The organism is Streptomyces sp. CC53 (assembly GCF_001865245.1).
Taxonomy (GTDB): domain Bacteria; phylum Actinomycetota; class Actinomycetes; order Streptomycetales; family Streptomycetaceae; genus Streptomyces.
This window is the reverse complement of sequence record NZ_MKXB01000200.1, coordinates 1-21,471: the sequence shown is the minus strand read 5'-3', so window position 1 is coordinate 21,471 and position 21,471 is coordinate 1. Positions and strand designations below refer to the sequence as shown.

Genomic DNA, 21,471 nt, shown 5'->3' with positions numbered 1-21,471 from the left:
TCGTATGACTTTCCGCTCACTGACTCACTACCCAGAGTGAACCCGTCCGAGCACAAAGGCCAGGGGAATTCGGAAATCTGTGGACAGGAAGCTCAGTGGGCAAAAGTCACTCACTCCGAAGAGTGACGATCCTGACGGGCACCTCGGCCCGGTGGACGTCCCACGGGGAAACGGAGCTCGTTCCGGTCGATCTTCGCGGACAGCGCGGCCAGCGGGTCCACGCCCAGCGTCCCGCAGAACTGGAGCAGATAGGCCAGCACGTCCGCGACCTCGTCGGCCACCCGGTGCGCCGTGTCCGGGTCGTCCATGACCCGGGCAGCCTCCTCCGGCGTCAGCCACTGGAAGATCTCCAGCAGTTCGGCCGCCTCCACGCTCAGTGCCGCCGCCAGGTTCTTCGGGGTGTGGTAGGGCTGCCACGCACGCGACGCCGCGAACTCGGCCAGTCTGCGCTGCAGTCCTGCTACGTCAAGATCTGTCACGCCCTCAGGTGTACCAGGTCCGCCCGCCCCACCGAGCGGGAGCTCCGGCCCCGCCCTGCCCTGCATCCGTATCCCCGCATCCGTGCCCCGGCATCCGTATCCCCGCATCCGTGCCCCGGCTGCGGCGGCGCCCACGCACGCGTGGCCTCACCCCCTGTCCGCCTCGCCGCGCATCCACCGCACCGGCCCTCCGCCCGGACCGCACGGCACGTCACCGGCACACCCGCCCGGACTGCGCCCCCGCACCCGTCGGCTGCCACACGTCCCCCGGGCGCGCGCCCGCCTCCAGGCCGACGGCGCCCGCCTCCGGCCCGGCCCGACCCGTCGAACGGATGGGACCTCGTCGGCGCCGCAGGCAGCGGCCGGGGCCATGAACGGCACGCGCACCCGGGACCGCGCCGGCCGGGCCGTGGCCCGGCCGAACCGTTCCTCCCCACAGGGGTGGCGGCGCTCGGGCTACGCGTGCGGCACGGCCGCCGCGGCCGTGCCCTCCACCGCCGTGCCGGCCGGCGCGAGGAGGAAGACGTTCCGGTCGACCCGGTGCATGGCGCTGCCGAGGCCGAAGACCACTCCGCTGCTGAAGTCCAGGATCCGCTTGGCGACCTCGGAGTCGGCGCCGGTCAGGTCCAGCAGGACCGGCACCTGCGCGACCAGGTACTCGGCGACCTCCCGCGCGTCCGCGAAGACCTGGACGCGCAGTACCACCATGCGCCGCTGCGCCGCGGCCTCCTCCTTCTCCCGCTGGATCGTGCGGTGGTCCACCATGGACGGCCACTCGTCGCGCCCCCGCAGCGGGACGACTTGGGCAAGGCCCTCCCACTGCTCGTCGGTGACGTCGTACCTCTCGTACCTACTCATGCGTCCATCCTGGCGCCCCTCACCCGATCGGCCCAACTCCGACACGGCCCCGTGTCGCCCGCGGTGGCCGGCGGTCCACGACACCGGGCCGGCGGTCGGTCCCGCGGTGGGAGCGGGGCGGCGGCGTGCCGGCCGCGGTCCACGCCGCCGCCACCGCACGACGGCCCGCCCGGGTGGGAGCTGACGGCTGCACCACGCGCGAGGGGCGGCGCGCAGGACGGCTGGACACGCCGGCCCCGTGGCCCGGGTGAACGAGGCGTTTCACCCGTACGGCGTCGGCACCGAGCCGGTCGACCCACCGGGAAGCCGAAGCTCCGCTGCACGTCGTCGGCCGCGGCCCCGGCGCCCCCGTCCGCTCGGCCCCGTACAGACCTGGACCGGCGCCCCCGTCCGCGGCGCCCCGTACGGGCCCGGCCCGCGGTCCTCCGACCGCCCCGGCAGAACGCCCTGCGCGGCTCCCCGCACGGGCTGCCCGCACCGCGGCCGGTCCGCTCCGGGCCCGGCGGTCAGGACGGGGAGCAGCGCGTGGCCCGGGCCCGCACCACGCCCGCCGACCACCGCCCGCCGACCGCCGACCACGGACCGCACCGCGACCGCCCGTGCCCAGCAGCCGCCCGCCGGAGGCATCGCGCCCTCGTGGGAAGGCCCCGCGTCCCGCCCGCCGCCGGGGCCTCCGGGGTGACCGGTGGGGCGGGTTCTGCCAGGCTGGGAGTGGGGGCGTCAGGAGGCCACGGACATGACGAGGACGCCCGGCGGACCATCCACAGGCGCCGCGGCCGGGACCCCGGCGCACACAACCACCGCGGGCCTGCACCCGTCCGCCGTCCAGCACGAACCAGCCGGGGCGGCGGGCCCCGCGGGCATCGCCAAGCCGGGTGCCGTATTCGACCGCGACGGGGCCTGGGACGCGCTCGTCGGCTTCGCGACGGACCGCGGGCCCGGGCCCCGGCTCGGCGTCGTCTCCGGGGGGCTGCGCCAGGGCAAGACGCATCTGCTGAGGGCGCTCACCGACGCGACCGGCGGTTTCCTCTTCTGCGCGGACGACGCGGTGGAGGCGGAGTCGCTAAGGCGTCTCGGCGATCTGCTGGCCCGCCGCACCGGGAGCGTGGAAGCCGGGCGGCTGCGGGACTGGACGGAGGCCGTGGACGCGCTGCTCGCCCTCGCCGGGCAGGAGCCCGTGCCCGTGGTGCTCGACGAGTTCCCCCGGCTCGTACGGCAGAGTCCGTCGCTGCCCGCCGTCCTCCACGCGGCGTTCCGGCGGCACGCGGACGGCCCGCACGGCGGCGCGGCCCCCGGCCGGGCCCGGCTGCTGCTCAGCGGCAGTGACCGCCCGGTGATGCGCAGGCTGTTCTGCGGACCGTCCGCCCTGCGGGAGCTCGTCACCCTGGACGTGGCCGTGGGGCCCTTCGGGTACCGGGAGGCGGCCAGGTTCTGGGGCCTGGACGACGCGCGGCTCGCGTTGCGGGTGCACGCCGTGGTCGGCGGGACGCCCGCGTACCGGCACGCCTTCGTCGCGGACCGCGTCCCGGCCGGACCGGACGACTTCGACGCCTGGGTGTGCGGGACCGTGCTGGACCCCCGCACCCCGCTCTTCCACGAGGCCCCCCGGCTGGTGCACGAGGCCGCCGACAGCGGGAACCGCGGGCTGTGCCACTCCGTGCTCGCCGCCGTCGCCCTCGGTGCCGGCACCCCGGGCGGCGTCGCGGACCGGGTGGGCGCCCCGCTGGGCGAGGTGTCCCACACGCTGGCGCTGCTCCGGGACTGGGCGCTGCTGCACGGCGAACCCGACGTGCTGCGCCCGCCGCTGACCCGGCTGCGGATCCCAGAGCCGCTGCTGGCGTTCGAGCACGCCGTCGTACGCCCCCACCGGGCCCTGCTGGACGGGGCGCCGGAACGGGCGGAGGAGGTGTGGGCGCAGGCCCGCCCGGTGTTCGAGTCGACCGTCGCGCCCGCGCGGTTCGCGGAGGTCTGCCGGGACTGGGTACGGGACCACGCCGCGCCCGACACGTTCGGTGCGCCCGCGGGGCGGGTCGGCCACGGGTCGCTCGCGGGGCCGGGCGAGCCCGGCGCCGAGGTCGTCGTACGGGGCGAGGGCGCGGGCGGGCGGCCGGGGCCGCTGCTGTCCGTGGGGCTCGCGCGCTGGGGCGAGATCGTGGACGTGCACCATCTGGAGCGGCTGCACCGCCTCGTGGGGCTGCTGGACGAGCGCGGCGAGGACGTCGCCCGCGTCGTCCCCGCCCTGTACGGCAGCGCGGGCTTCGGGCCCGCGGTGCGCACGTCGGAGGCGCAGGGCGATGTCGTCCTGGTGGGGCCCGACAGGCTCTACGCGGGCGGGTAGCGGCGGGAGGTGCGGCGTGCGCCAACCACGGGCGGCGCCCTCGCACCGGAGCGTGCCCCGCCCCTTGCTGTGGCGGGCGTGCGGCCTGTACCGCCGGGAGGCACGCGGCGGAGCGCCGCCGCGGACCACCAGTCTTCCCCGCGGCCGCGGACCACCAGTCTTCCCCGCGCGTGGAGCCCGTCCGCGCCGCCGGGCCAGGGCGAGCCGTGCACGCACCGGTCCGGCCCCACCGACGCCCCACCGCGGCCCGGGGGCGGCCGTGGCTCACCAGCGGGGCGGGTTGCGGCCGCGGTCGCCACGCTGCGGACCGGCCGACATCAGCCAGGTCACGGCGCGGTTGACGTCCGTCGACGACACCACGCCCACCAGGCGTCCGGCCTCGACGACCAGCACCCGGTGATCGGGGCCGGCCTCCATCCGCGGCAGAAGGTCCGCCAGCGGGTCGTCGGGGGCGACGACGGTGACGTCGTCCAACGGCACCATGGTGTCCGCGACCGTGACGGAGCCGCGCTGTTCCTCCGGCACGGCCCGGGCGCGTTCCAGCGTCATGAGGCCGACCGGCCGCTCCCCGTCGTCCGCGACCGCCGGGAACGCCGCGTGCCGGTAGCGGTAGCGCGGGTCGGTGAGGAACGACGCCACGGACAGCGCAGCCGGTACGGCCACGGGTCCGGGTGTCATGGCCTGGCGCACGGGCACCCCCGCGAGGACGCCCCGCAGCTGCGCCTGCCGCCCCTCCGTGGTGGCCGCGGCGACCAGGAACCAGCCGATCAGGGCGAGCCACAGCCCGCCCAGGGCCGCCGTGCGCAGGAACAGCAGCAGGCCCGCCACCACCAGCAGCCATCCGAAGGCCCGTCCGGCGGCCGTGGCGCCGGCGGTGGCGCGCAGCCGGTCCCCGGTCCGCCACCAGATCACCGCCCGCAGCAGCCGCCCGCCGTCGAGCGGGGCGGCCGGTATCGCGTTGAAGACGGCCAGCAGGACGTTGATCGCGGCCAGCCACACCACCGCCTCGACCAGGAGGCCGGGGGCCGCCGGTGTGAGGCTGAGCAGCCACGCGGCCACGCCGAACACGCCGCCGAGCACCAGGCTGACCAGGGGGCCGACTCCGGCGATGCGCAGCTCGGCGGCCGGGCCCGGCGCCTCCGACCGCAGCCGTGCGGCGCCTCCCAGCAGCCACAGCACGATGTCGTCCACGTCGACGCCGTTGCGCCGGGCGACGATCGCGTGGGCCAGTTCGTGGGCGAGCAGCGAGAGGAAGAAGACGACCGCCGTGACCAGCCCCGCGGCCCAGTACACGAGCGCGTACCGGCCCGGGTACGCCTCCGGGAAGCGGCCCTGGGCCAAGCCCCATACGATGAGAGCGAAGATGAAGACGACGCTCCAGTGGACCCCTACGCGGACCTGGGCGATGCGTCCGATCGTGAAAGTCGCCCGCACGGCCCTCACCTTCCTCTCCCCTCCCTTTCCATGGTGCCCGGCCGGGCGGCGCGGGGCACCCCGCGAGGAGGAGGGCGACATGCGGTTCCCCGACCGTCCGTCCGCGGGCCGGCAGCTCGCGGACGCCGTGGCGCGGCTGCGGCTGAACGATCCCGTGGTCCTCGGGCTCCCCCGCGGCGGGGTGCCCGTGGCGCACGAGGTGGCACGGGTCCTCGGCGCGCCCCTCGACGTGCTCGTCGTACGGAAGCTCGGGGTGCCGTCGCGGCCCGAGCTGGGGTTCGGCGCGATCGGCGAGGGCGGCGTGCGGGTGCTGAACGACTCGGTCGTCCGGGCGGCCCGGGTCCGCGAGCAGGACCTCGCCCGGGTGGAGGATGCCGAACGGTCGGTCCTCGAAGGGAGGTTGCGCCGCTACCGGGGGCAGCGGGCCGCCGTGCCGCTGGGCGGGCGCACCGCGGTGCTCGTGGACGACGGCGTCGCGACGGGTTCGACCGCCCTGGCTGCGTGCCGGGTGGCACGGGCGCAGGGCGCGGCGCGCGTGGTCGTGGCCGTTCCGGTGGCGCCGCCGGAGGCGCTCGGGGTGCTGCGGCGGGAGGCGGACGAGGTGGTGTGCCTGTCGTCACCGGAGTGGTTCACCGCGGTCGGGCAGTGGTACGACGACTTCTCGCAGACGGAGGACGAGGAGGTCGCGGCCCTGCTGGCCCGGCACGCCCACGACCGCGCCGGCGGGGCCGCGGGGGCGGGGGGCCCCGAGGGCACCGGGTGATCCGGGGCCGTCGGCCGGAGGCCCGGCGCCCCGGCGGCGGACGGCCCGGGAGGGCCCCGGTGGGCGGCTGGTACGGGAAACGGGGCGCACGCCGGTGAGGGGCGTGGGCACCGCGGGGTCCTTCCCCTGCCGCCGGGACCGGACGCCCGGCGGCAGGGGAAGGACCCGTGCCCGTCGCCGGGCTCGGCTGCCGCCGGGTTCCGTCACATCAGGGACGTTGAGCCCTCTTGCACACAGCCGCTCAGGCCGCACAGTGGAAGGAGAGGTTCTGTGCGCGAGGCCACATGGGAGGCCCCTCATGGAGACCGTCACGAGGCAGCAGGTGCCGACGGACACGTCCGAAGGGCACGTCCTCGACGGCCCCTCCTACGACGGCGTCGCCCGGCCCGAGGGATCCCCGCGGGCGGAGGAGGCCCCGCGGGCCGAGGGCCCCCGCACCGTCGGGCACGCCCCGTACGGCGAGGGGGCCGCCGCCGAGGAAGGCACCCCCTACGGCGAGGGGGACGCCCCGGCGCGGGGCATCCCGCACGGCGAGGGGACCACCGCCGCGGAGCGCTCGCCGCGCGGCGCGGGTGCCCCCGCCGCCGCGCGCCGGGACGGCAGGCGGGACGCCGACGACACCCGGAGCAACGAGCAGACCGAGGACCCTGGGAGGGTTGCCGTGCTGGACCGGCCCGTCGGAACCGTGATGCGTGCGCCCGTGGTGGCCGTGGCCGCCGGTGAGACCGTGCTGGTGGCCTGGGAGCTGCTGGAACGCACTCGCGCCCGCCACCTGCCCGTGGTGCGGCCGGACGGCCGCTGCGCGGGGGTGCTGGAACGCGCTGAGGTCGCCGTCGCCTGCGCGGCCCCCGCCGTGGCGCTGAGCCGCCGGTACGCGGGCGATCTGCTGCGCAGCCGCCGCTGCGCCGTCGTCCACCAGGACGATCCGGTGCGCCGGGCGGTGGACGTGATGTACGCCAACGACTGCGACATGCTGCCGGTCGTGGCGGACGCGGGGCGGCTCGTCGGACTGGTGGGCGCGGCGGACCTCGTGTCCGCCCTGGCGGGCCGGCCGGCCGGGGCGGGGCCCCCGGTGCCCTGCCCGTACCCGGTGATGCCGGGTCTGCCGCCGCGCCGCGACGACGAGCGGGTGTCGCCCGTTCCGTAGGAGAAGGGGTCGGTGGACGCCGTGACCGAGAGCGAAACGAGGACGACCATGTGCGCAGGCCCGAGCGGCAGGCCCCCGAAGGACCGCGGGCGGGAGACGTCCGCCGGGCGGGGCGGCGCACCCGGCGGGCGGCTGCCCGCGCGCGGCGCACCCGGTTCCCGGCCGCGCCGCTCCACCGGACGCGCCGCGTGGGGCTCGCTGCCGAAGGGGCGGCCGGTGCACACCATCCGCGTGCCCGCGCTGTTCGGCTGACGGGCTCCGCACCGAGCAGTCGGTCACGGCACGCCGCCCGGTCACACGGTGAACGGGCGCTGCGCGAGGAAGGCAGCCGAGGGCCGTCCCGACACGTACAGGTTCGGGCTCTGGTTCGGCGGCATGCGCCGGAGGACCGCGCGGTGGAAGGCGCGGTGTCCGCCGCGGAAGGCGCCGCCGTCCCAGACTTTCAGCAGGGTGCCGGTGAACAGGCCGTTGCGCCGCCCGTCGGCCGCGAGCTGGTTGTCCTGGCACGCGGACAGCAGCAGCGCGTCGGCCTCCAGCCGGCCGGCGCGGCCTCCCGGGCGCCCCCCGGCGGTGGCTTCGGCGTCCAGTTCGCGCTGCAGCCCCTGGTAGAAGTCCCGGTCCCGCCGGTACAGCGTGCCCTGGAGGGTGGGCGGCATCAGACGGGACACGGCGGTGACCTCCTCCCGGTCGGCGGTGCCGAACTGCTCCCGCAGGGCCTCGGGGGTCAGCAGGTCCGGCACCTCGATGGCGGTGCCGCTGTGGCAGCAGTCCAGGAGGACGAGGATCCGCACGCCCTCGGGGAAGCGGGCCAGCTCGCGCTGCAGTTCGTCGTCGAGGTACTCGCGGTCGTGGAGGACGAGCGTCTCGTCGAGGGCGTCGGGCTCCTCGTCGCCGCCGGTCTCGTCCGGGACCTGCCCGCCGTGGCCGGAGTACGTCAGGAGGAAGGCGTCCTGGTCGCGGAGCCGCCCCGCCGCGTCCCGGAGCGCGGCGGTGACCTGGTCGACCGTGCCGTCGGCGGTGAGGAGGACGGTGTCGGAGTAGCCGGCTTCGCGGGCCAGGGCGGCCATGTCGCGGGCGTCGTTCTCGCAGGCCACGAGCCGTCCGTCCCAGCCGTCGTAGCGGGCGGGGTCCACGGTGTTGAGTCCGATGTGCAGGGAGAGGCCGGCGGATGGCATGGGGTCTCCTAGTGCGGCGAGGGGGCCGCCGGGTCGTCCGGCCGGCCGTCGGGGTCCGGTGCGGCGCGGGCGTCGGCCGCAGCCGGCAGGGTGCCGCCGGCCGGTCGGCCGAGGTCGACGCCGCCCGCGGGGCCGTAGCCTTCCGGGGGCGTCCCGTGGGCCGTCGGCCGGGTGCGGCAGGGCCATGTATGCCGCGCGACCGCCGGCTCCGAACCTGCACCGCCCGCCCCGTGCGCTGATGGGGTGGCGTGCGGCGCCGCCCCGTTGCGGCCGGGCCACCGCACGGTACCGGTCACATCATGATTTCTTCGGACGCGTCCGAGGGCCGCCCCGACGACCTGTCGGGCCGCCGCGGCTTCGACGAGGGCTTCCTGGGGCCGCCGGTGCCCCTGCCGAGGCTCAGCGTGCCCGGCGTGGAGACGGTCGTCCTGCCGTACACCCACTTCAGCGTGGTGCTGCGGCCCGACAGGAGGCTGGCGGCGGCCACGGCCGTCGCCGTCGACGGCGGGCGGCTGGTGGAGGACGTGCCGCGCGACGACGACTGGCGCTTCGACCCGCGGGTGCCGGAGGACTGGCAGGCGGGCCCCGACGTGTACCGGAACAACTCGCTCGACCGGGGCCACCTGGTGCGGCGGCTCGACCCCGTGTGGGGGGCGGCCGCGGTGGCCGTCCGTGCGGACCGCGACACGTTCCACTACACGAACGCGGCGCCGCAGGCGGACGTGTTCAACCAGGGCAAGCAGGTGTGGCAGGGCCTGGAGAACCACCTGCTGGACCACGCCGCCCGCCACGACCGTAAGCTGGCCGTGCTGACCGGCCCCGTCCTCCACGACGCGGATCCGCCGTACCGGGGCATCCAGGTGCCGCTGCGCTTCTGGAAGGTGGCCGCCTTCGTCCACGACGGGGCGCTCGGCGCCACGGCGTACGTGCTGGACCAGAGCCCCGACCTCAGCCGGGACGCGGACCGGGCGCTGGTCGGGGCGGTGCCGGGCGCTCCGCCCCCGCTCGGCGCGTTCCGCACGTACCAGGTGCCGATCGCCGACGTGGTGGAGCTGACCGGCCTCGACCTCGGCCCCCTCCCGGGGGCCGACCTGATGCCGCCGGCGCGCTCCCCCGAGGAGCGGTGGCGGCGGCTGGAATCCCCCGCCGACACCCTGATGGACCTGTGATGGCACCGACCACGCCGGACACCGGAGGCACCGTGCGACCCCGGATCGTGTACGTCCACGGCAGCGGGCCGAAGCCGCGCCCCGAGCTGCTCAAGGCACAGTGGGACCGCGCTCTGTTCGGCCGGGACCTGGGTGGGGAGTCGCACCTGGCGTACTGGGCGCCCGTCCTGCACGGCGAGCCGCTGCCCGATCCGGTGCCGGACCCGCTGGAGGGCACCCGGGACGGGAGCGTGGAGACGCGGGGGGAGGAGGGCGCGGAGGAGAGCAGTCCGCGGCCGCCGGTGCTGGAGGACCCGGCGCAGTTCATGGCCCGCACGGCCACCGAGGCCCGGGCCGGCGACGCGGGCGGCGGGGTGGCGCGGAGCGCGGGCGGCGGCGCGCTGGGCGGCTGGCTGCGGGACATGACGTACCTGGCGGAGGCGCTGGCGCTGGCGGAGGAGCCCCGGCCGGGCCCCGGGGAGGAGCCCCTCCCGGAGGCGCTGCCGCTGCCCAGACCCGTGCGGACGGCGCTGTTCCGGCGGCTGGTGAAGCACACTTTCGAGGACGCCCACGCGTACTTCTTCGGCGGGGCGGGGCGCGCGGTCCGGCAGGCCGTGGTGGAGGCCCTGGACGCCGCGGGGGCCGACGCGGACGGTGCCGGGCCGCTGGTGGTGGTCGGCCACAGCCTCGGCAGCGTGGCCGCGTACGAGGTGCTGGCCGCGCGGAACCCGCGGGTGGACCTGTTCGTGACGCTGGGTTCGCCGCTGGCGGTGACGGAGGTGCAGGACTGCCTGGCGGCGCCGCCCGCGGTGCCGTCGCGTACGGCGCGCTGGCTGAACGCCTCCGACGGGCGGGACGTGGTCGCGCTCGATCACACCATGCGGCCGGAGTACGCCCCTCCGGGCCGCATCACGGACCTGCTGGTGTCCAACGGAAGCGAGAACCACCACGGCGTGCTGGAGTACCTGGCGAACGCGCTGGTGCGCGATCCGGTGCGGCGCGCGTGGACCCGGCCCGCACCGGGCGGCGACTGACCGGATTGCAGCCGCCCCTACGTGGTGTGACCATGGCAGGAGGGGCCCCGAGGCGGCCGTGGGCCGTCGCGGCACCGGCCCCCTACGACAGCAGAACCCCCGCGCCGGGGCGGTCGGCCCGGCGGCCCCCGCTGCACGGGGACGGCGGGCACCGCCACGGCGCGACGCACCCGTCCGCACCGGTCGTGAGCGGGCAGCCCGGGACCCGTCGTCCCGGAGCGGCTCCGGCGGGGGAGGCGGTTCCCTCGCCCCCGGCGCCCACGAACGCCCGACCCGGACGCCCCGGGGCCACGCGGAACGCGTCACGAGCCCGACACCGAACAGAACGGACCGGCCGCACGGCACCGAGGAAGACGCCCACCCGACCGCCGCGGGAGCATGGCCGTCACCGTGGCCGGAGGGCCGCCCGGACGGGAGCGAGGAGCGCGGGAGCGGAGAACGGGACCGCAGGACGCAGGGACCTGGCGACGCGAGGACGCGAAGCCCCAGGACGCAGGCACGCGGATGAGGACCCGAGGAGGACCGCAGAGGACCCTGCCGCAGTGCGCGGCGGGGCCGGAGGAGGACCCACGAGCGGGCAGGTGAGCGATGCCGCTGCAGAGCACGGAATGGGCGACCGTCACCACGTGGGCGCGGGACTTCCTGCTGCAGACGCCCGATCCGCACAGCGCCCTGGACCTCGCCGGGTTCCCCCGCGACTTCGTCGCGGCCCTGCCCCTCACGGCCCGGCCGGACCACAACGCCACCGCGCTCGTGCACGCCTCCCGCAGGACCATCGCCGGTCAGGTGGCCCTGCTGGAGGCGCTGCTGCGCAGCGGGCTGCGCGACCTGGAGGAATCCCGGAGGGCGGAGCAGTACCTGGCGCTCCTGCGGGAGGACGAGCGGCTGCACCGGTCGCGGGACGTCTTCCGCACGACCGTGCTGAGGAACGGCACCGAGGTGTTCCTCGACCGGGAGGGCCTGCGGGAGAACCTGCGTTCCTTCATCGGGGACGCGCACACCGCGGTGCTGGTCGTGGACGGCGAGCCGGACAGCGGCAGGTCGTACACGTACACCTTCCTCCGGCACCTCGCGCAGCACCACGGGTTCCGTCCCGCCCGGGTCGTCCTCGACCAGACGTCCACGGCCGGCAGGGTGGTGAGACGGCTGGCGGCGTTCGTCACGGACCCGCGTGCGGGGGCCCCGCCGCTGCCCGTGCCCGCCGGGAGCGGGCTGAACGACCCGCTGCCGTCGCTGGACGACACCGTCCACGAGGTCGTGCGGCAGGCGACCGGCTCCGAGGACGTCTTCTGGTTCGTGCTGGACGACTGCGACCGTCTGGACCCCGCGTCGGACGTGTGGGAGCTGATCGGCCAGCTGGCCCGTGCGGTCTACGCGTTCGAGGGCACCCACCGCGAGCAGGCTCCGCGCCTCGTCCTGCTCGGCTACAGCGAGTCCGCGCGCCCGCTGCCGTACGAGCTGCGGGGCAGTGTCGTGCGGGACCGGTCGCACCCGGCGGGCCCGGCGGAGCTGCGGGCGTTCTTCGCGCGGTACTTCCGCGACGAGCCGCCCGCCCGGCTCGCCGGACTCGCGGACGGGGAGCGGGAGCCCGCGCTGGCCGATCTGGTGGAGGTGGCGGTGGAGGAGGTCCTCGCGGCGGTCGGGGACCCGCAGCCCGCCGCGGCCCCCGCGGGCGGGGAGAGCTACATGCGGCGGCTGTGCACCGCCGCGGAGGGAGCGGTCCGTGTCTACCGCGCGCTCTGACCCGGGAGCCGGGCGGGGAACCGTACGGGAAACCGCGCGGGCGGAGGTGCGCGAGGAGTTCCGCGCGCGGCTGCGGGAGGAGCTGCGCGGCGCGCTGGGCCTGCCGCCGCCGGTGCCGGAGGTGCGGCGCCGCTACCGGCAGGCGGCGTGCCTGCTGGCGTCGTTCGACCCGGTGCTGCTGCGGCTGCCCGGTGAGGCCGCGCCGACCGGCCGGGCGGCCGTGGAGCTCGCGGCGGACTGCACGGTGGCCGGTACGGGGGACGCCGACACGGAGTGGTCGCTGGTCCCGGAGGTCCGGGAGGAGGCGCTGCGGTCCTTCGCGGGGCCGGGGGAGGCGCTGCGGGCGCTGGAGGGCAACGCGGGCGCGGTGCGGGGCGGCCCGGGACCGGAGTCGGCATGCCTGTCACTGCTGCGGGGGGACGCGGCGGCCCCGGCCGGCGCGGACGCCACGGCCGATCTCCTCCAGGCCGTGCGGTGGCTGTCGCTCGTGCCCGGAGTGGAGGGGCTCCCGGACCCGGCGGCGGTACGGCGGGAACTGGAGCTCGCCCGGCTGCTGGAGCCGCTGGAGCGGTTGGTGCGGGTGCCGTTCGTGGGGCGGGAACGCGAGCTCGCCGAGCTGCGGCGCTACGCGACGGACCCGCAGGCCGCCGCGCCCGGACGCGGTCCGGCGCCGCCCCTGCTGGTCCACGGGGCGGGCGGCATGGGGAAGAGCACCCTGCTGGCGCACTTCGTCCTGGACGCCCTGGCCCCCGTCGGGGCGCGGCGCGGTGACGGCGGAGACGGGGCCGGCGGAACCGGCGACGCCGGACGAGGGGGGCCGCCCGGCACGGGGAGCGCGGAGCGTGCGCGGTTCGGGGCGGGAGGGACAGCAGGACCGGGGCATGAGCCGCCCGGACGGGGCGGGGCGGAGCACGAGCCGCCCGGGCCGGTGGGCGCGGGCGCCCTCCGTGCCGGTGGCCGCACCTTCCCGTTCCCCTTCGCGTACGTCGACTTCGAACGGCCCTCCCTGTCCGTGCACGAACCGGTCACGCTGGTCGCCGAGACCGCCCGGCAGCTCGCCGTGCAGTTCCCGGCGTTCCAGGAGGAGCTGGAGTCCCTCGCCGAGGAGGGCCTGCGCCTGCTGGGCAGTCACCGGGCGCGTGAGGAGCGGGTGGCGGGACTGAGCCGGCTCGCAGCCACGCGGGGGCCCGGTCGGCAGTCGTCCCGGGAGTTCCTGGCGGAGGCCGGTGAGCAGGACTGCGCGCTGTTCCGGCGGGTCGCGCGGGTGCTGCGGCACGCCGTGACCCCGCGGCACCCCCCGTTCGTCCTGGTGATCGACTCCTTCGAGGAGGCGCAGTACCGCTGGTCCCCGGAGGTCGGCCGCATGTGGGCGCTGTACTTCGCGTTCCACGACGCCTACCCGGGCGTGCGGGTCGTCGTGTCGGGACGCGCCCCGGTCGGCCACCCCGGGGCGGGCTCGGCGCCGCTGGAGGTGGAGCTGCGGGACCTGGACGCGGACGCGTCCGTGGCGGTGCTCCGCGCGTACGGGGTGGCGGACGAGGAGCTGGCCCGGCTGCTCGCGGAGCGGGTCGGCGGGCATCCGCTGAGCCTGCGTCTCGCGGCCAGGGCCGCGGTGCTGGCCGGGGGCGGCGGTGCGGGGCTGCGGGAGTTGGTCGAGAGCCTGCCGGAGCGGCGGCGTGACTTCTTCCGGCAGGTCGACCAGTTGCTGGTGCAGGGCCTGCTGTACGAGCGGATCCTCGGGCACATCCCGGACGAGGACGTGCGGCGGCTCGCCCACGCGGGTCTGGTCCTGCGGCAGATCACCCCGGACGTCGTCCGGGAGGTGCTGGCGGGGCCGTGCGGGGTGACCGTGTCCGGGCCCGCTGAGGCGCGGCGGCTGTTCGGCGCGCTGTCCCGGCTGGACCTGGTGGAGTCCGCGGGGCCGCAGGCGGTGCGGGTGCGGCCGGACGTGCGGTCCATCATGCTGCGGCTCGCGCGGAGCGATCCGGGGTCGGTGGCGCAGGAGGTGGAGCGGCGGGCGGTGGCATACTACGCGGCGCGGGACGGGTTGGTGGACCGGGCGGAGGAGATCTACCACCGGCTGCGGCTCGGCGAGCACCCGCGCACCGTGGAGGAGCGGTGGCTGCCGGGTGTGGAGCGGCTGCTGGCCGGGGCGCAGGACGAGGTGGGGCCCCGTTCGGCGGCGCTGCTCACCGCGCACAGCCGGCGGCAGCGGGCGTCGGTGCTCGTCATGGCGGAGGCCGAGCAGGAGGACTGGGAGCGGATCGCCGCGCACGAGGTGGAGGACCTGCTGGCGCAGGGCTTCACCGCTGAGGCGCTGGCCCGGCTGGAGGAGCGGCGGCCGTGGACGCTGTGCGGGCCGCTGCACGTGCTGCTGGCGGAGTCGCTGATCCGGGCGGGGCGGCGGGCGGACGCGCGGCGGGTGGTGTCCGAGGCGGTCGAGGGGACGCAGGACGCGGGCTGCGGGGAGCGGCGGCTGGAGCTGCTGCTGCTGTCGGCGCGGCTCGCGCAGGAGGAGGGTGACGCGGAGGGCGCGGACCGCGAGCTGCGGCTGGCGGAGGACGTGGCGATCGGTCTGGGGCAGCACCTGGAGGCGATGGGCACGCTGCTGGCCCGCTCCCGGCTGGCGGACGGTCGACGGGAGCGCGGCACGGAGGAGGAGTTGGTGCGTCGGCTGCGGGGCGTGCCGGACGCGGTGCTGGCGGAGCAGCCGGCGCTGGTGCGCGAGGTGGCCGCGCAGGTCTACCCGCTGGACGAGCGGGCGCTGGACCACGCCCTGGCCCTGGTGGGGCTGCCGGAGGACGACCAGGCGCTGGAGGTGCTGGGCGGGGCGCTGCAACGCGCGGTGCGGCGGGACGGACGGCTGCTGCCGCCGCTGATGGCCCTGCTGCACCAGGCGGCGGGGCCGGGCGGCGGCAGGTCGCTGCGGGCCCGGTCGGCAGCGGGCAGCCGTCAGGGGCAGCACACGGGGTACCCGCTGGTGCAGGGGCCGAGCGCACGTCACCCGCACGAGCAGGGGCAGGGGCCGCGCGGCCCGGGCGGGGGCGGGCAGCCGCCCTCGGAGCGGCCTGACCGGCAGGACGGGCAGGGCCTTCGTGGACAGGAGCAGTCGGAGCGGCCGGGGCACCGGGCGCAGCGCCAGGCGCAGCAGGCGCAGCGGCCCCGGCAGGGTGGGGGCGGGCAGCGGGAGACGGCGGGCGCCGCGTCCCCCTCGGACGCCGCCCCCGATGCGGGCGCCGCCTCCGCGTCGGACGCCGCGTCCACTTCGGGCGTGGCGGACATCCTGCGCCTGGCACGTGACCGCGGCGCCCTCGACGCGTTGGCGCGGCGGCTGCTGGTGCTGCGTGACGAGGGCGGCGACATCGCCGCGGGCGTCGCGGCGGCGCTGCGTACGGGCACGGTGTCGGCAGGGTCTCCCGAGCGGGTCGCGCCGGGGCGGCGGGCGGACGCGTCCGGCCCGTCGGTGCCCGGCCCCGGAGCGGAAGGCGGCACGTCATGACGCGGTACCTGTCGTCCGAGGCGGTCCTCGCCGTGAAGGACGCGGCCCTGGACAGCGGCCTCGTGGATCCGTCGGTGCGGCCACTGCTGCTGGACGGGATCCTGCCGCGGTTCGCGGCGTCCCTTCCCCTGCATGCCGCTCCGGCGGTGCAGGTGCAGTCGGACCTGGTGCGGCTGAACCAGGTGTCGCGGCTGGTCGACGGGTCGGTGCCGTTGGAGATCTGGCTGCGCAACGCGGTCGCGCAGACCGCGCAGACCGCGCCGCTGGCGGTGTTCCAGCAGGCCCTGGACGACGTGGCGCGGGACGCGGGCGGCGAGCCGGACCCGCTCGCCGGGCGCCCGGCGGCCGAGCTGAAGGAGAGGATCGTCCACCGGGACGACACCGTCCCGTTCGGTTTCCTCCGCGGTGGCGCCCGCGCGGGGCTGGCCGTGGCGCGGCTCACCGTGCCGCCGTACGAGGGCGGGGAGCCGCTCCAGGCGGGCGGCGGGCCGCCGCACGCGGGCACCGGATGGCTGGTCACGCCGTCCCTCCTGGTGACGAACCACCACGTCGTCAACGCCCGCGAGGCGGTGGGTGGTGCGCTTCCCTCCGCGGCCCCGGGCGACCTGCTGCTCCAGGCGCGGGCGACGCGGCTGCGGTTCGACTACGAGAGCGACGCCACCGGCACCGAGGAGGAGGCCGCGGTGGCGGACCTGGCGGCCTGCGACCCCGGTCTGGACTACGCGGTGCTGCGGCTCACGGCGGAGGTGCCGGCCGCGGCGCGACCCGCGCTGCCGCTGGCGGGGCGGGCGCTGCGGGTGGCGGCGGGTGACGTCGTGGCCGTCAACATCATCCAGCATCCGGGCGGCGCACCGAAGCGGGTGGCGCTCCGCAACAACCTCGTCTTCGAGGCGGACGAGCGGGACGTGCGGTACTTCACGGACACCCGCAGCGGATCGTCGGGGTCGCCGGTGCTGACGGACGACTGGCGGGTGGTGGCGCTGCACCGCGGCACGCGCCGCGTGGAGGACGTGTCGTTCCAGGGGAAGAGCACCGCCTTCGTGAACGTCGGCACGCAGATGGCGGCCGTCCTGCGGCACCTCGCGGAGCACAGCCCGCAGGTGCACGCGGAGATCGACGCCGCCCAGCGGGGCCGTACGGGCTGAGGCACCGAGCCGAGAGGAGCACATCATGGGCAGCCGGAACGGGTCGCCGGTCGCGGCCGGACCCGCGGAGATCTTCACCGACCTGCGGGCAGAGGCCGACCGGATACGGGAGCTGCTGGCCCGGGAGGTACCGGAGTCGGACGTCGAGCCGCCCCCCGAGGAGGCGCCCGCCGCGCATGTCGCCCGCCACGCGGAGGAGGAGCGGGCGCGGGTGCTGGCCGCGGGGGCGCGGGGCCTGGAGAAGCTGGCGGAGGGCCGCGACGACGAGATCGGCGACGACGAGTCGTTCGGCCTGGAGGCCATCGTCCTGCTGACGGGGCGCCCCGCCATCCTGGTGCAGGCCGGTGACTTCGCGCCGCAGGAGGGCGAGTGGGCGGTGCTCGACGGGCACCGCGACGCGATCCGCGAGTCGATCGCCCGGGTGGGCCGCGTCGACGTGTCCGGTCACCTCAGCCTGGACTGGGTGGGGACGGGCTTCCTCGTCGGCGCGGACGTCGTCATGACGAACCGCCATGTGGCGGTGGAGTTCGCCCGCGGCGACGGGGCCGGGTGGACGTTCCGGCCGGGGCTGGGCGCGGCACTGGACATGGCGCGCGAGTTCGGGCAGCTCCCCGGGGCCGGCGGGCTCACGTACGCGGTGACGGAGGTCGTCGGGGTGCACGACGAGGTGGACATGGCGCTGCTGCGGGTGGCGCCGGCTCCGGGAGGCCGGCCGCTGCCGACGCCGCTGGCGGTGGCGGCGGACGCCCCCGCGGACCTGCCGGGCCGTCAGGTGTACGTGGTCGGGCACCCGGCGTGGGACGGGCGGCGCAACGAACCGGAGTCGATGCGGCGGATCTTCATGGACGTGTACAACGTGAAACGGCTGCAGCCGGGCGCGGCGAACCAGCTGCTGCCGACGGGTGACCGCCCCGGTGCGGCAGGGCAGGGCGGGCGCGGCGGGAACGTGATGACCCACGACTGCTCCACGCTGGGCGGCAACAGCGGCTCCCCCGTGTTCGACCTGGTGGACCACCGGGTGCTGGGCCTGCACTTCGGCGGCCGGTACGGCTTCGGGAACTACGCGGTGCCGCTGTGGACGATGCCGGACGACCCGCTGGTGGGCCGTGCGGACCTCAACTTCGTGTGAGGCGCGGCACGGCCGGGGCAGCCGGGCGTACCGCCCACGGAAAGGGCCACGCGTGGAAAGGGCCACGCGTGGAAAGGGCCGCTGCCGGGCTTGTGCCCGGCAGCGGCCCCTGTGCGTCCCCGTGCCGGGGCGGGGCCGGCGTCCCGGTCAGCCGCGGCGGCGGCGCACCACGACGACGGCAGCAGCGGCGGCAGCAGCGGCGAGCGCCGCGCCGACCGCGAGGCCCGTGGGGAAGCCCCGGTTCCCGGGCTCCGCATGCCCGGCGTCCCGGGCGGCCCCGGAGGGTGCGACGCCGGGGGCCGTACCGGTCTGCGCCGGTGGGCTGCCAGGAGGGGCGTCGGCTGCCGTGGGGCCTGCGGAGGGGTTCCCGGGGCCGGGGGGCGGTGCGGTGCCCCGGTCCGGACCGGGGCTCGGCGATGCCGGTGTGCCCGGGGAGACCGTCAGCTGCCGCTCGCCCTTGCCGAGTGCGGGGTATCCGATCGCGATGGTCACCCGCCACGTCCCCGGCGGCAGGGCCTCGGCCGTCGTGTACCGCTTCGGGTCGGCCGGGTCCCGTACGAGTTTCCACGGGCCGAGGGCCGCCGTCCCGTCCGGGCTCACCGCGTTGACGGTCGCGGCGACCGCCTCGTCGACGGGGTCGCCATCGTCCGCCCAGGTCACGGTGGCTTCGACGCGTCCGAAGGCGTGTCCGGTGATGTCGACCCGGAGGCCGCCGCCGTGGGCGAACGCGGTCGGCGCTGCGGCCAGCAGCCACACGACCAGGCTCACGAGGGCGGCGGCCGCCGGAAGGGCTCGGCGCTTCACGGCTTCTGGACCGTCCACACCTGGGCCGGGTTGTCCGACGCGTGCTGCACCTCGATCAGCCAGGACCCGTAGTAGGCCCGGTTGCTGACGGCCAGCGCGTAGCGGTCACCGCTCGCGGGGGCGATGCGGACACCGCTGCCGGAGGCGCTGATCCTCCACTGCTGCGCGGCGCCTGCGGAGCAGGGCTGCTGGGCGACGTACATGCCCGCGGAGGCGCGTCCGCCGAGTTGGAGGCACTTGCCGGACAGACCGGAGCGGATCCGCACGGTGCCGTCGCCCGCACTGTCGAAGTACCACTGCTGGTGCGCGTAGCCGTTGCGCTGCGATCCGACGAGGACGGTGCCGTCGCCCCGGCGGGCGCCCCACAGCTCGGCGGCATTGCCGGTGGCCCCGTTCACGAGCAGGTAGCGGGTCTCCGGGGCGGGCGTGGTGCCGCTGCCGCCGCCGGTCGTGCGGAAGGAGGTGGCGCGGCCGACCCGGCTGTTGCTGCCGTCGCCGTACCGGACGGCCACGGCGACCTGGTACCGGGTGCCGGCGGCGAGGTTGTAGATGCGGGCGCTGGTCCCCTGGATCCAGCCGATGTGCCGGCCGTTCAGGTGGAGCTGGTACCAGGAGGCGCCGGGAACGGCGCGCCAGCTGGCGACGGCGGAGTCCTGGCCGATCTGGCCGACGGTGACGTCGGGCCCGTGGCTGCCGGTGCCGCCCGTGGGTGTGGGCTTGGGTGTGGGCGTCGGCGTGGGCTTCGGGCCCGGGTCGGGGGTGGTGCCCCCGTCACCGCGCTGCTGCATCAGGAACCGGTTGTTCGCGATGTTCCAGTGGGTCGCGAGGTAGCTGCCCCGGCGGGGGTTGGTGTGGAAGTAGTCGTCGTTGCGGCAGTCCAGCAGGTTCTCGTAGCTCCGCTCACCGCAGACGTAGCGCATCTTGGGGTAGTACGGGCTGTCCGAGTAGCACATGACGTCGTACTCGTCGGTGCAGTGCGCGCCCCGGCTGGTGTTGGGGGCGCTGTTGTTGACGGCGCCGAGGTTGTGGCCGAGTTCGTGGGCGGCGGTGTGGCCGCCCCAGCAGCCGGTGTCGGTACGGCCGTAGGAGGGGCCGAAGTTGCTCAGGTTGTCCTGGCCGGGGCGTTCGTCCCCGGCGAAGGTGCCGATGCCGCAGTACACCTGGGCGTCCGCGAAGATCATGTACTTGCGGTCGCGGCGGTTGAGGCCCTGCGCGGCGAGCGCCCGGTTGGTGGCGCTGAACTCGGCCAGTGCCGAGGCGGGGACCTCGATGTTCAGGACGGTGGGCGTGCAGTCGGCGGCCGTGACGTAGCGGATGTGCCGGACGCCGCCGGTGACCTTCGCGCTCTCGGAGAAGATGAGGTCGGCGTCGGCGGCCCACTTGCGGAAGGACGGAAGGTACTGGGCATAGCGGTCCTTGCCCGGGGCGTGGACGTACACGACCTGGACGCGGTTGCCGGTGGCGCCGTCGCCGTCGCACTGGACGGTCTGCCCGGCGGGGCCCGCGGCCGCCGTGCGGGAGCCGGCCGAACCGGGCGAGGCTGAGCGGCCGTCGGGCGAGGCGGCCGCGGCGGGCGGCTCCGCGCTCGGCGCGGCGGACGGGTCGGTGGCCGCGGCCGCGTCGAGCGCCGGCACGGCGGCGACGGCGGAACCGCCGTCCTCGGCGCCGCCGGCCGGTGTGCCGGAGTCCGCCGGCGACGACGGCTCGGCGTCCGGGGCGGTGCCGGGCTCCCCGGTGGGCGCCTCCGCCTTGATCGCGGGCGGGGTGTCCTTCGTGATGTCGACACCGGGCGGGGGCGCGTCGGGCCCGTGCGTGCAGTGGCCGCTCTCGGTGCGGTACACGCCGGCGCACTTGTCGTCGGCGGGTGCCGGCTTGAGGTCGCGGTAGACGAGTCCCTTGCGGGGCTCCTCCTTCGGCTTCTCGGTGAGGGGCTCGGGCTTCTCGTCCCGGGCCGGCTCGGCCGCGGGCTCCGGTTCCACGGTGGGCGGAGCGGCAGCGGCCTGGGCGAGGGCCGGGGGCGCGCCGTCCGCTCCCCCGGCCGGGCCGTCGCCCGACAGGGCCTGGTAGGTCAGTCCCCCGGTGATCGTCGCCATCGCAACGGCGAGCGTCGCGAGTATCAGACGACGGGGCTTGCGTCGCTGCGCCTTGCGCAGTCTTCGGCGTCCGGACACGTGTGGTGCACCTCTCCTTGGTCAGAGGACGGTGCGCGGAAGCCTGCCAGAACAGACGTGCGGAGAATTCCGACAAACAGTGACCGGCCGTACGAGTCCGTTCCGTTACCGTGAGTGTGTAATTGATGAACCGTCAAACTGCTTGCCTAGCAGTGGAGTTACGCGCGTCGATCGGGAGTGGTCCAGTCCTCCTTAAGGATGTCGTGACCCAATCGAGATGCAACGACCCGGCAATTGACCGCCCGTCAACGGAATACCTCACTCCGTTGATGTGCGTCGGCTACGCCCCGTACCGCACGCCGGAGCGTCGCGCGCGCCGTCGACGGGAAGCGCCGCGAGGACCGTTCGCGCAGGACCGGTGGCTTTGCGTGAGGGAAGCAGCGGAGGCGTCTCCCCCGGCGCCGCATCCGCCGCCCGGAACTCCGACACCGCGCCGCCCCCACCGCCCGGTCACCCTTCGTGGGCGACCCCCGCCGGACGCCTCCCACGTGTCGGCCGGGCCGTGCGACGGCCGGCCCCGGCGCCACGGCCGCCCCCCGGCGTCGCGGCCGCCCCGGGCCGCGGTCGTGCCCGAGCGACCCCCCGCCGGCCCCGCCCGCGCCCC

Annotated in this window: 15 protein-coding genes and 1 pseudogene; 10 read left to right on the top strand and 6 right to left on the bottom strand. The window is 76.5% G+C overall.

Going from position 1 to position 21,471, the window contains the following annotated elements; translation table 11 throughout:
* Window positions 1–110: 110 nt before the first annotated feature.
* Together BJP40_RS26940 and BJP40_RS26935 are read right to left on the bottom strand one after the other, a co-directional pair.
* Complete coding sequence (locus BJP40_RS26940; protein WP_071270874.1) at window positions 111–479, bottom strand: nucleotide pyrophosphohydrolase; 369 nt, start codon at window positions 477–479, stop codon at window positions 111–113.
* Window positions 480–935: 456 nt separating this feature from the next.
* A complete protein-coding gene (locus BJP40_RS26935) occupies window positions 936–1,337 on the bottom strand; it encodes a cell division protein SepF (protein ID WP_071270877.1) in 402 nt (133 codons plus the stop codon).
* A 736-nt stretch (window positions 1,338–2,073) separates the two neighbouring features.
* Here BJP40_RS26935 and BJP40_RS26930 point away from each other — a divergent pair.
* Window positions 2,074–3,675, top strand: a complete 1,602-nt coding sequence (locus BJP40_RS26930; RefSeq protein ID WP_226962387.1) for an ATP-binding protein — start codon at window positions 2,074–2,076, stop codon at window positions 3,673–3,675.
* Window positions 3,676–3,939: 264 nt separating this feature from the next.
* Here BJP40_RS26930 and BJP40_RS26925 read toward each other — a convergent pair whose 3' ends face one another.
* The gene (locus BJP40_RS26925; protein WP_071283024.1) at window positions 3,940–5,109 is read right to left on the bottom strand and encodes a site-2 protease family protein; all 1,170 of its coding nucleotides are present in this window, start codon (window positions 5,107–5,109) and stop codon (window positions 3,940–3,942) included.
* Window positions 5,110–5,188: 79 nt separating this feature from the next.
* Here BJP40_RS26925 and BJP40_RS26920 point away from each other — a divergent pair.
* The 3 genes and pseudogenes from BJP40_RS26920 to BJP40_RS26910 all read left to right on the top strand — a co-directional run.
* Window positions 5,189–5,836, top strand: a pseudogene (locus BJP40_RS26920) (phosphoribosyltransferase); the annotation flags it as partial.
* Between the two features lie 334 nt (window positions 5,837–6,170).
* Complete coding sequence (locus BJP40_RS26915) at window positions 6,171–7,019, top strand: HPP family protein (RefSeq protein WP_071283022.1); 849 nt, start codon at window positions 6,171–6,173, stop codon at window positions 7,017–7,019.
* 21 nt (window positions 7,020–7,040) lie between these two features.
* Window positions 7,041–7,271 carry a hypothetical protein gene (locus BJP40_RS26910; RefSeq protein WP_143066037.1) on the top strand — a complete coding sequence of 77 codons (231 nt, stop codon included), beginning with the start codon at window positions 7,041–7,043 and terminating at the stop codon, window positions 7,269–7,271.
* A 41-nt stretch (window positions 7,272–7,312) separates the two neighbouring features.
* On the opposite strand, the gene BJP40_RS26905 is transcribed toward BJP40_RS26910, so the two are convergent.
* Entirely contained in the window at window positions 7,313–8,194 is an 882-nt protein-coding gene (locus BJP40_RS26905) for a caspase family protein (RefSeq protein ID WP_071270890.1), read from the bottom strand.
* A gap of 299 nt (window positions 8,195–8,493) precedes the next feature.
* On the opposite strand from BJP40_RS26905, the gene BJP40_RS26895 reads away from it, so the two are divergent.
* The 6 genes from BJP40_RS26895 (at window position 8,494) to BJP40_RS26870 (ending at window position 17,892) form a co-directional block, all read left to right on the top strand.
* Window positions 8,494–9,363, top strand: a complete 870-nt coding sequence (locus BJP40_RS26895; RefSeq protein WP_071283019.1) for a DNA/RNA non-specific endonuclease — start codon at window positions 8,494–8,496, stop codon at window positions 9,361–9,363.
* Entirely contained in the window at window positions 9,363–10,376 is a 1,014-nt protein-coding gene (locus BJP40_RS26890; protein WP_071283018.1) for a hypothetical protein, read from the top strand. The genes BJP40_RS26895 and BJP40_RS26890 overlap by 1 nt, the downstream gene beginning before the upstream one ends.
* A gap of 588 nt (window positions 10,377–10,964) precedes the next feature.
* A complete protein-coding gene (locus tag BJP40_RS26885; protein WP_071283017.1) occupies window positions 10,965–12,119 on the top strand; it encodes a hypothetical protein in 1,155 nt (384 codons plus the stop codon).
* The gene (locus BJP40_RS26880; protein ID WP_143066036.1) at window positions 12,100–15,618 is read left to right on the top strand and encodes an ATP-binding protein; all 3,519 of its coding nucleotides are present in this window, start codon (window positions 12,100–12,102) and stop codon (window positions 15,616–15,618) included. The genes BJP40_RS26885 and BJP40_RS26880 overlap by 20 nt, the downstream gene beginning before the upstream one ends.
* Window positions 15,615–16,763: a trypsin-like peptidase domain-containing protein gene (locus BJP40_RS26875; protein WP_071283015.1), complete on the top strand. Its 1,149-nt coding sequence runs from the start codon at window positions 15,615–15,617 to the stop codon at window positions 16,761–16,763. Before BJP40_RS26880 ends, BJP40_RS26875 begins: the two co-directional genes overlap by 4 nt.
* Before the next feature lie 25 nt (window positions 16,764–16,788).
* Window positions 16,789–17,892, top strand: a complete 1,104-nt coding sequence (locus BJP40_RS26870; RefSeq protein ID WP_071283014.1) for a serine protease — start codon at window positions 16,789–16,791, stop codon at window positions 17,890–17,892.
* Between the two features lie 147 nt (window positions 17,893–18,039).
* On the opposite strand, the gene BJP40_RS26865 is transcribed toward BJP40_RS26870, so the two are convergent.
* On the bottom strand, window positions 18,040–18,696 hold the full coding sequence (locus tag BJP40_RS26865) for a hypothetical protein (protein ID WP_071283013.1): 657 nt from the start codon (window positions 18,694–18,696) through the stop codon (window positions 18,040–18,042).
* Window positions 18,693–20,867 (bottom strand): RICIN domain-containing protein, encoded by a 2,175-nt coding sequence (locus tag BJP40_RS26860; protein ID WP_256220830.1) that lies wholly within the window; start codon window positions 20,865–20,867, stop codon window positions 18,693–18,695. Before BJP40_RS26860 ends, BJP40_RS26865 begins: the two co-directional genes overlap by 4 nt.
* Between the last annotated feature and the right edge of the window lie 604 nt (window positions 20,868–21,471).

Excerpts from the sequence above, each read along its gene's own strand:
- BJP40_RS26935 (WP_071270877.1), bottom strand. The coding sequence starts at position 1,337 with ATGAGTAGGTACGAGAGGTACGACGTCACCGACGAGCAGTGGGAGGGC.
- BJP40_RS26930 (WP_226962387.1), top strand. The coding sequence starts at position 2,074 with ATGACGAGGACGCCCGGCGGACCATCCACAGGCGCCGCGGCCGGGACC.
- BJP40_RS26915 (WP_071283022.1), top strand. The coding sequence starts at position 6,171 with ATGGAGACCGTCACGAGGCAGCAGGTGCCGACGGACACGTCCGAAGGG.
- BJP40_RS26905 (WP_071270890.1), bottom strand. The coding sequence starts at position 8,194 with ATGCCATCCGCCGGCCTCTCCCTGCACATCGGACTCAACACCGTGGAC.
- BJP40_RS26895 (WP_071283019.1), top strand. The coding sequence starts at position 8,494 with ATGATTTCTTCGGACGCGTCCGAGGGCCGCCCCGACGACCTGTCGGGC.
- BJP40_RS26890 (WP_071283018.1), top strand. The coding sequence starts at position 9,363 with ATGGCACCGACCACGCCGGACACCGGAGGCACCGTGCGACCCCGGATC.
- BJP40_RS26885 (WP_071283017.1), top strand. The coding sequence starts at position 10,965 with ATGCCGCTGCAGAGCACGGAATGGGCGACCGTCACCACGTGGGCGCGG.
- BJP40_RS26875 (WP_071283015.1), top strand. The coding sequence starts at position 15,615 with ATGACGCGGTACCTGTCGTCCGAGGCGGTCCTCGCCGTGAAGGACGCG.
- BJP40_RS26870 (WP_071283014.1), top strand. The coding sequence starts at position 16,789 with ATGGGCAGCCGGAACGGGTCGCCGGTCGCGGCCGGACCCGCGGAGATC.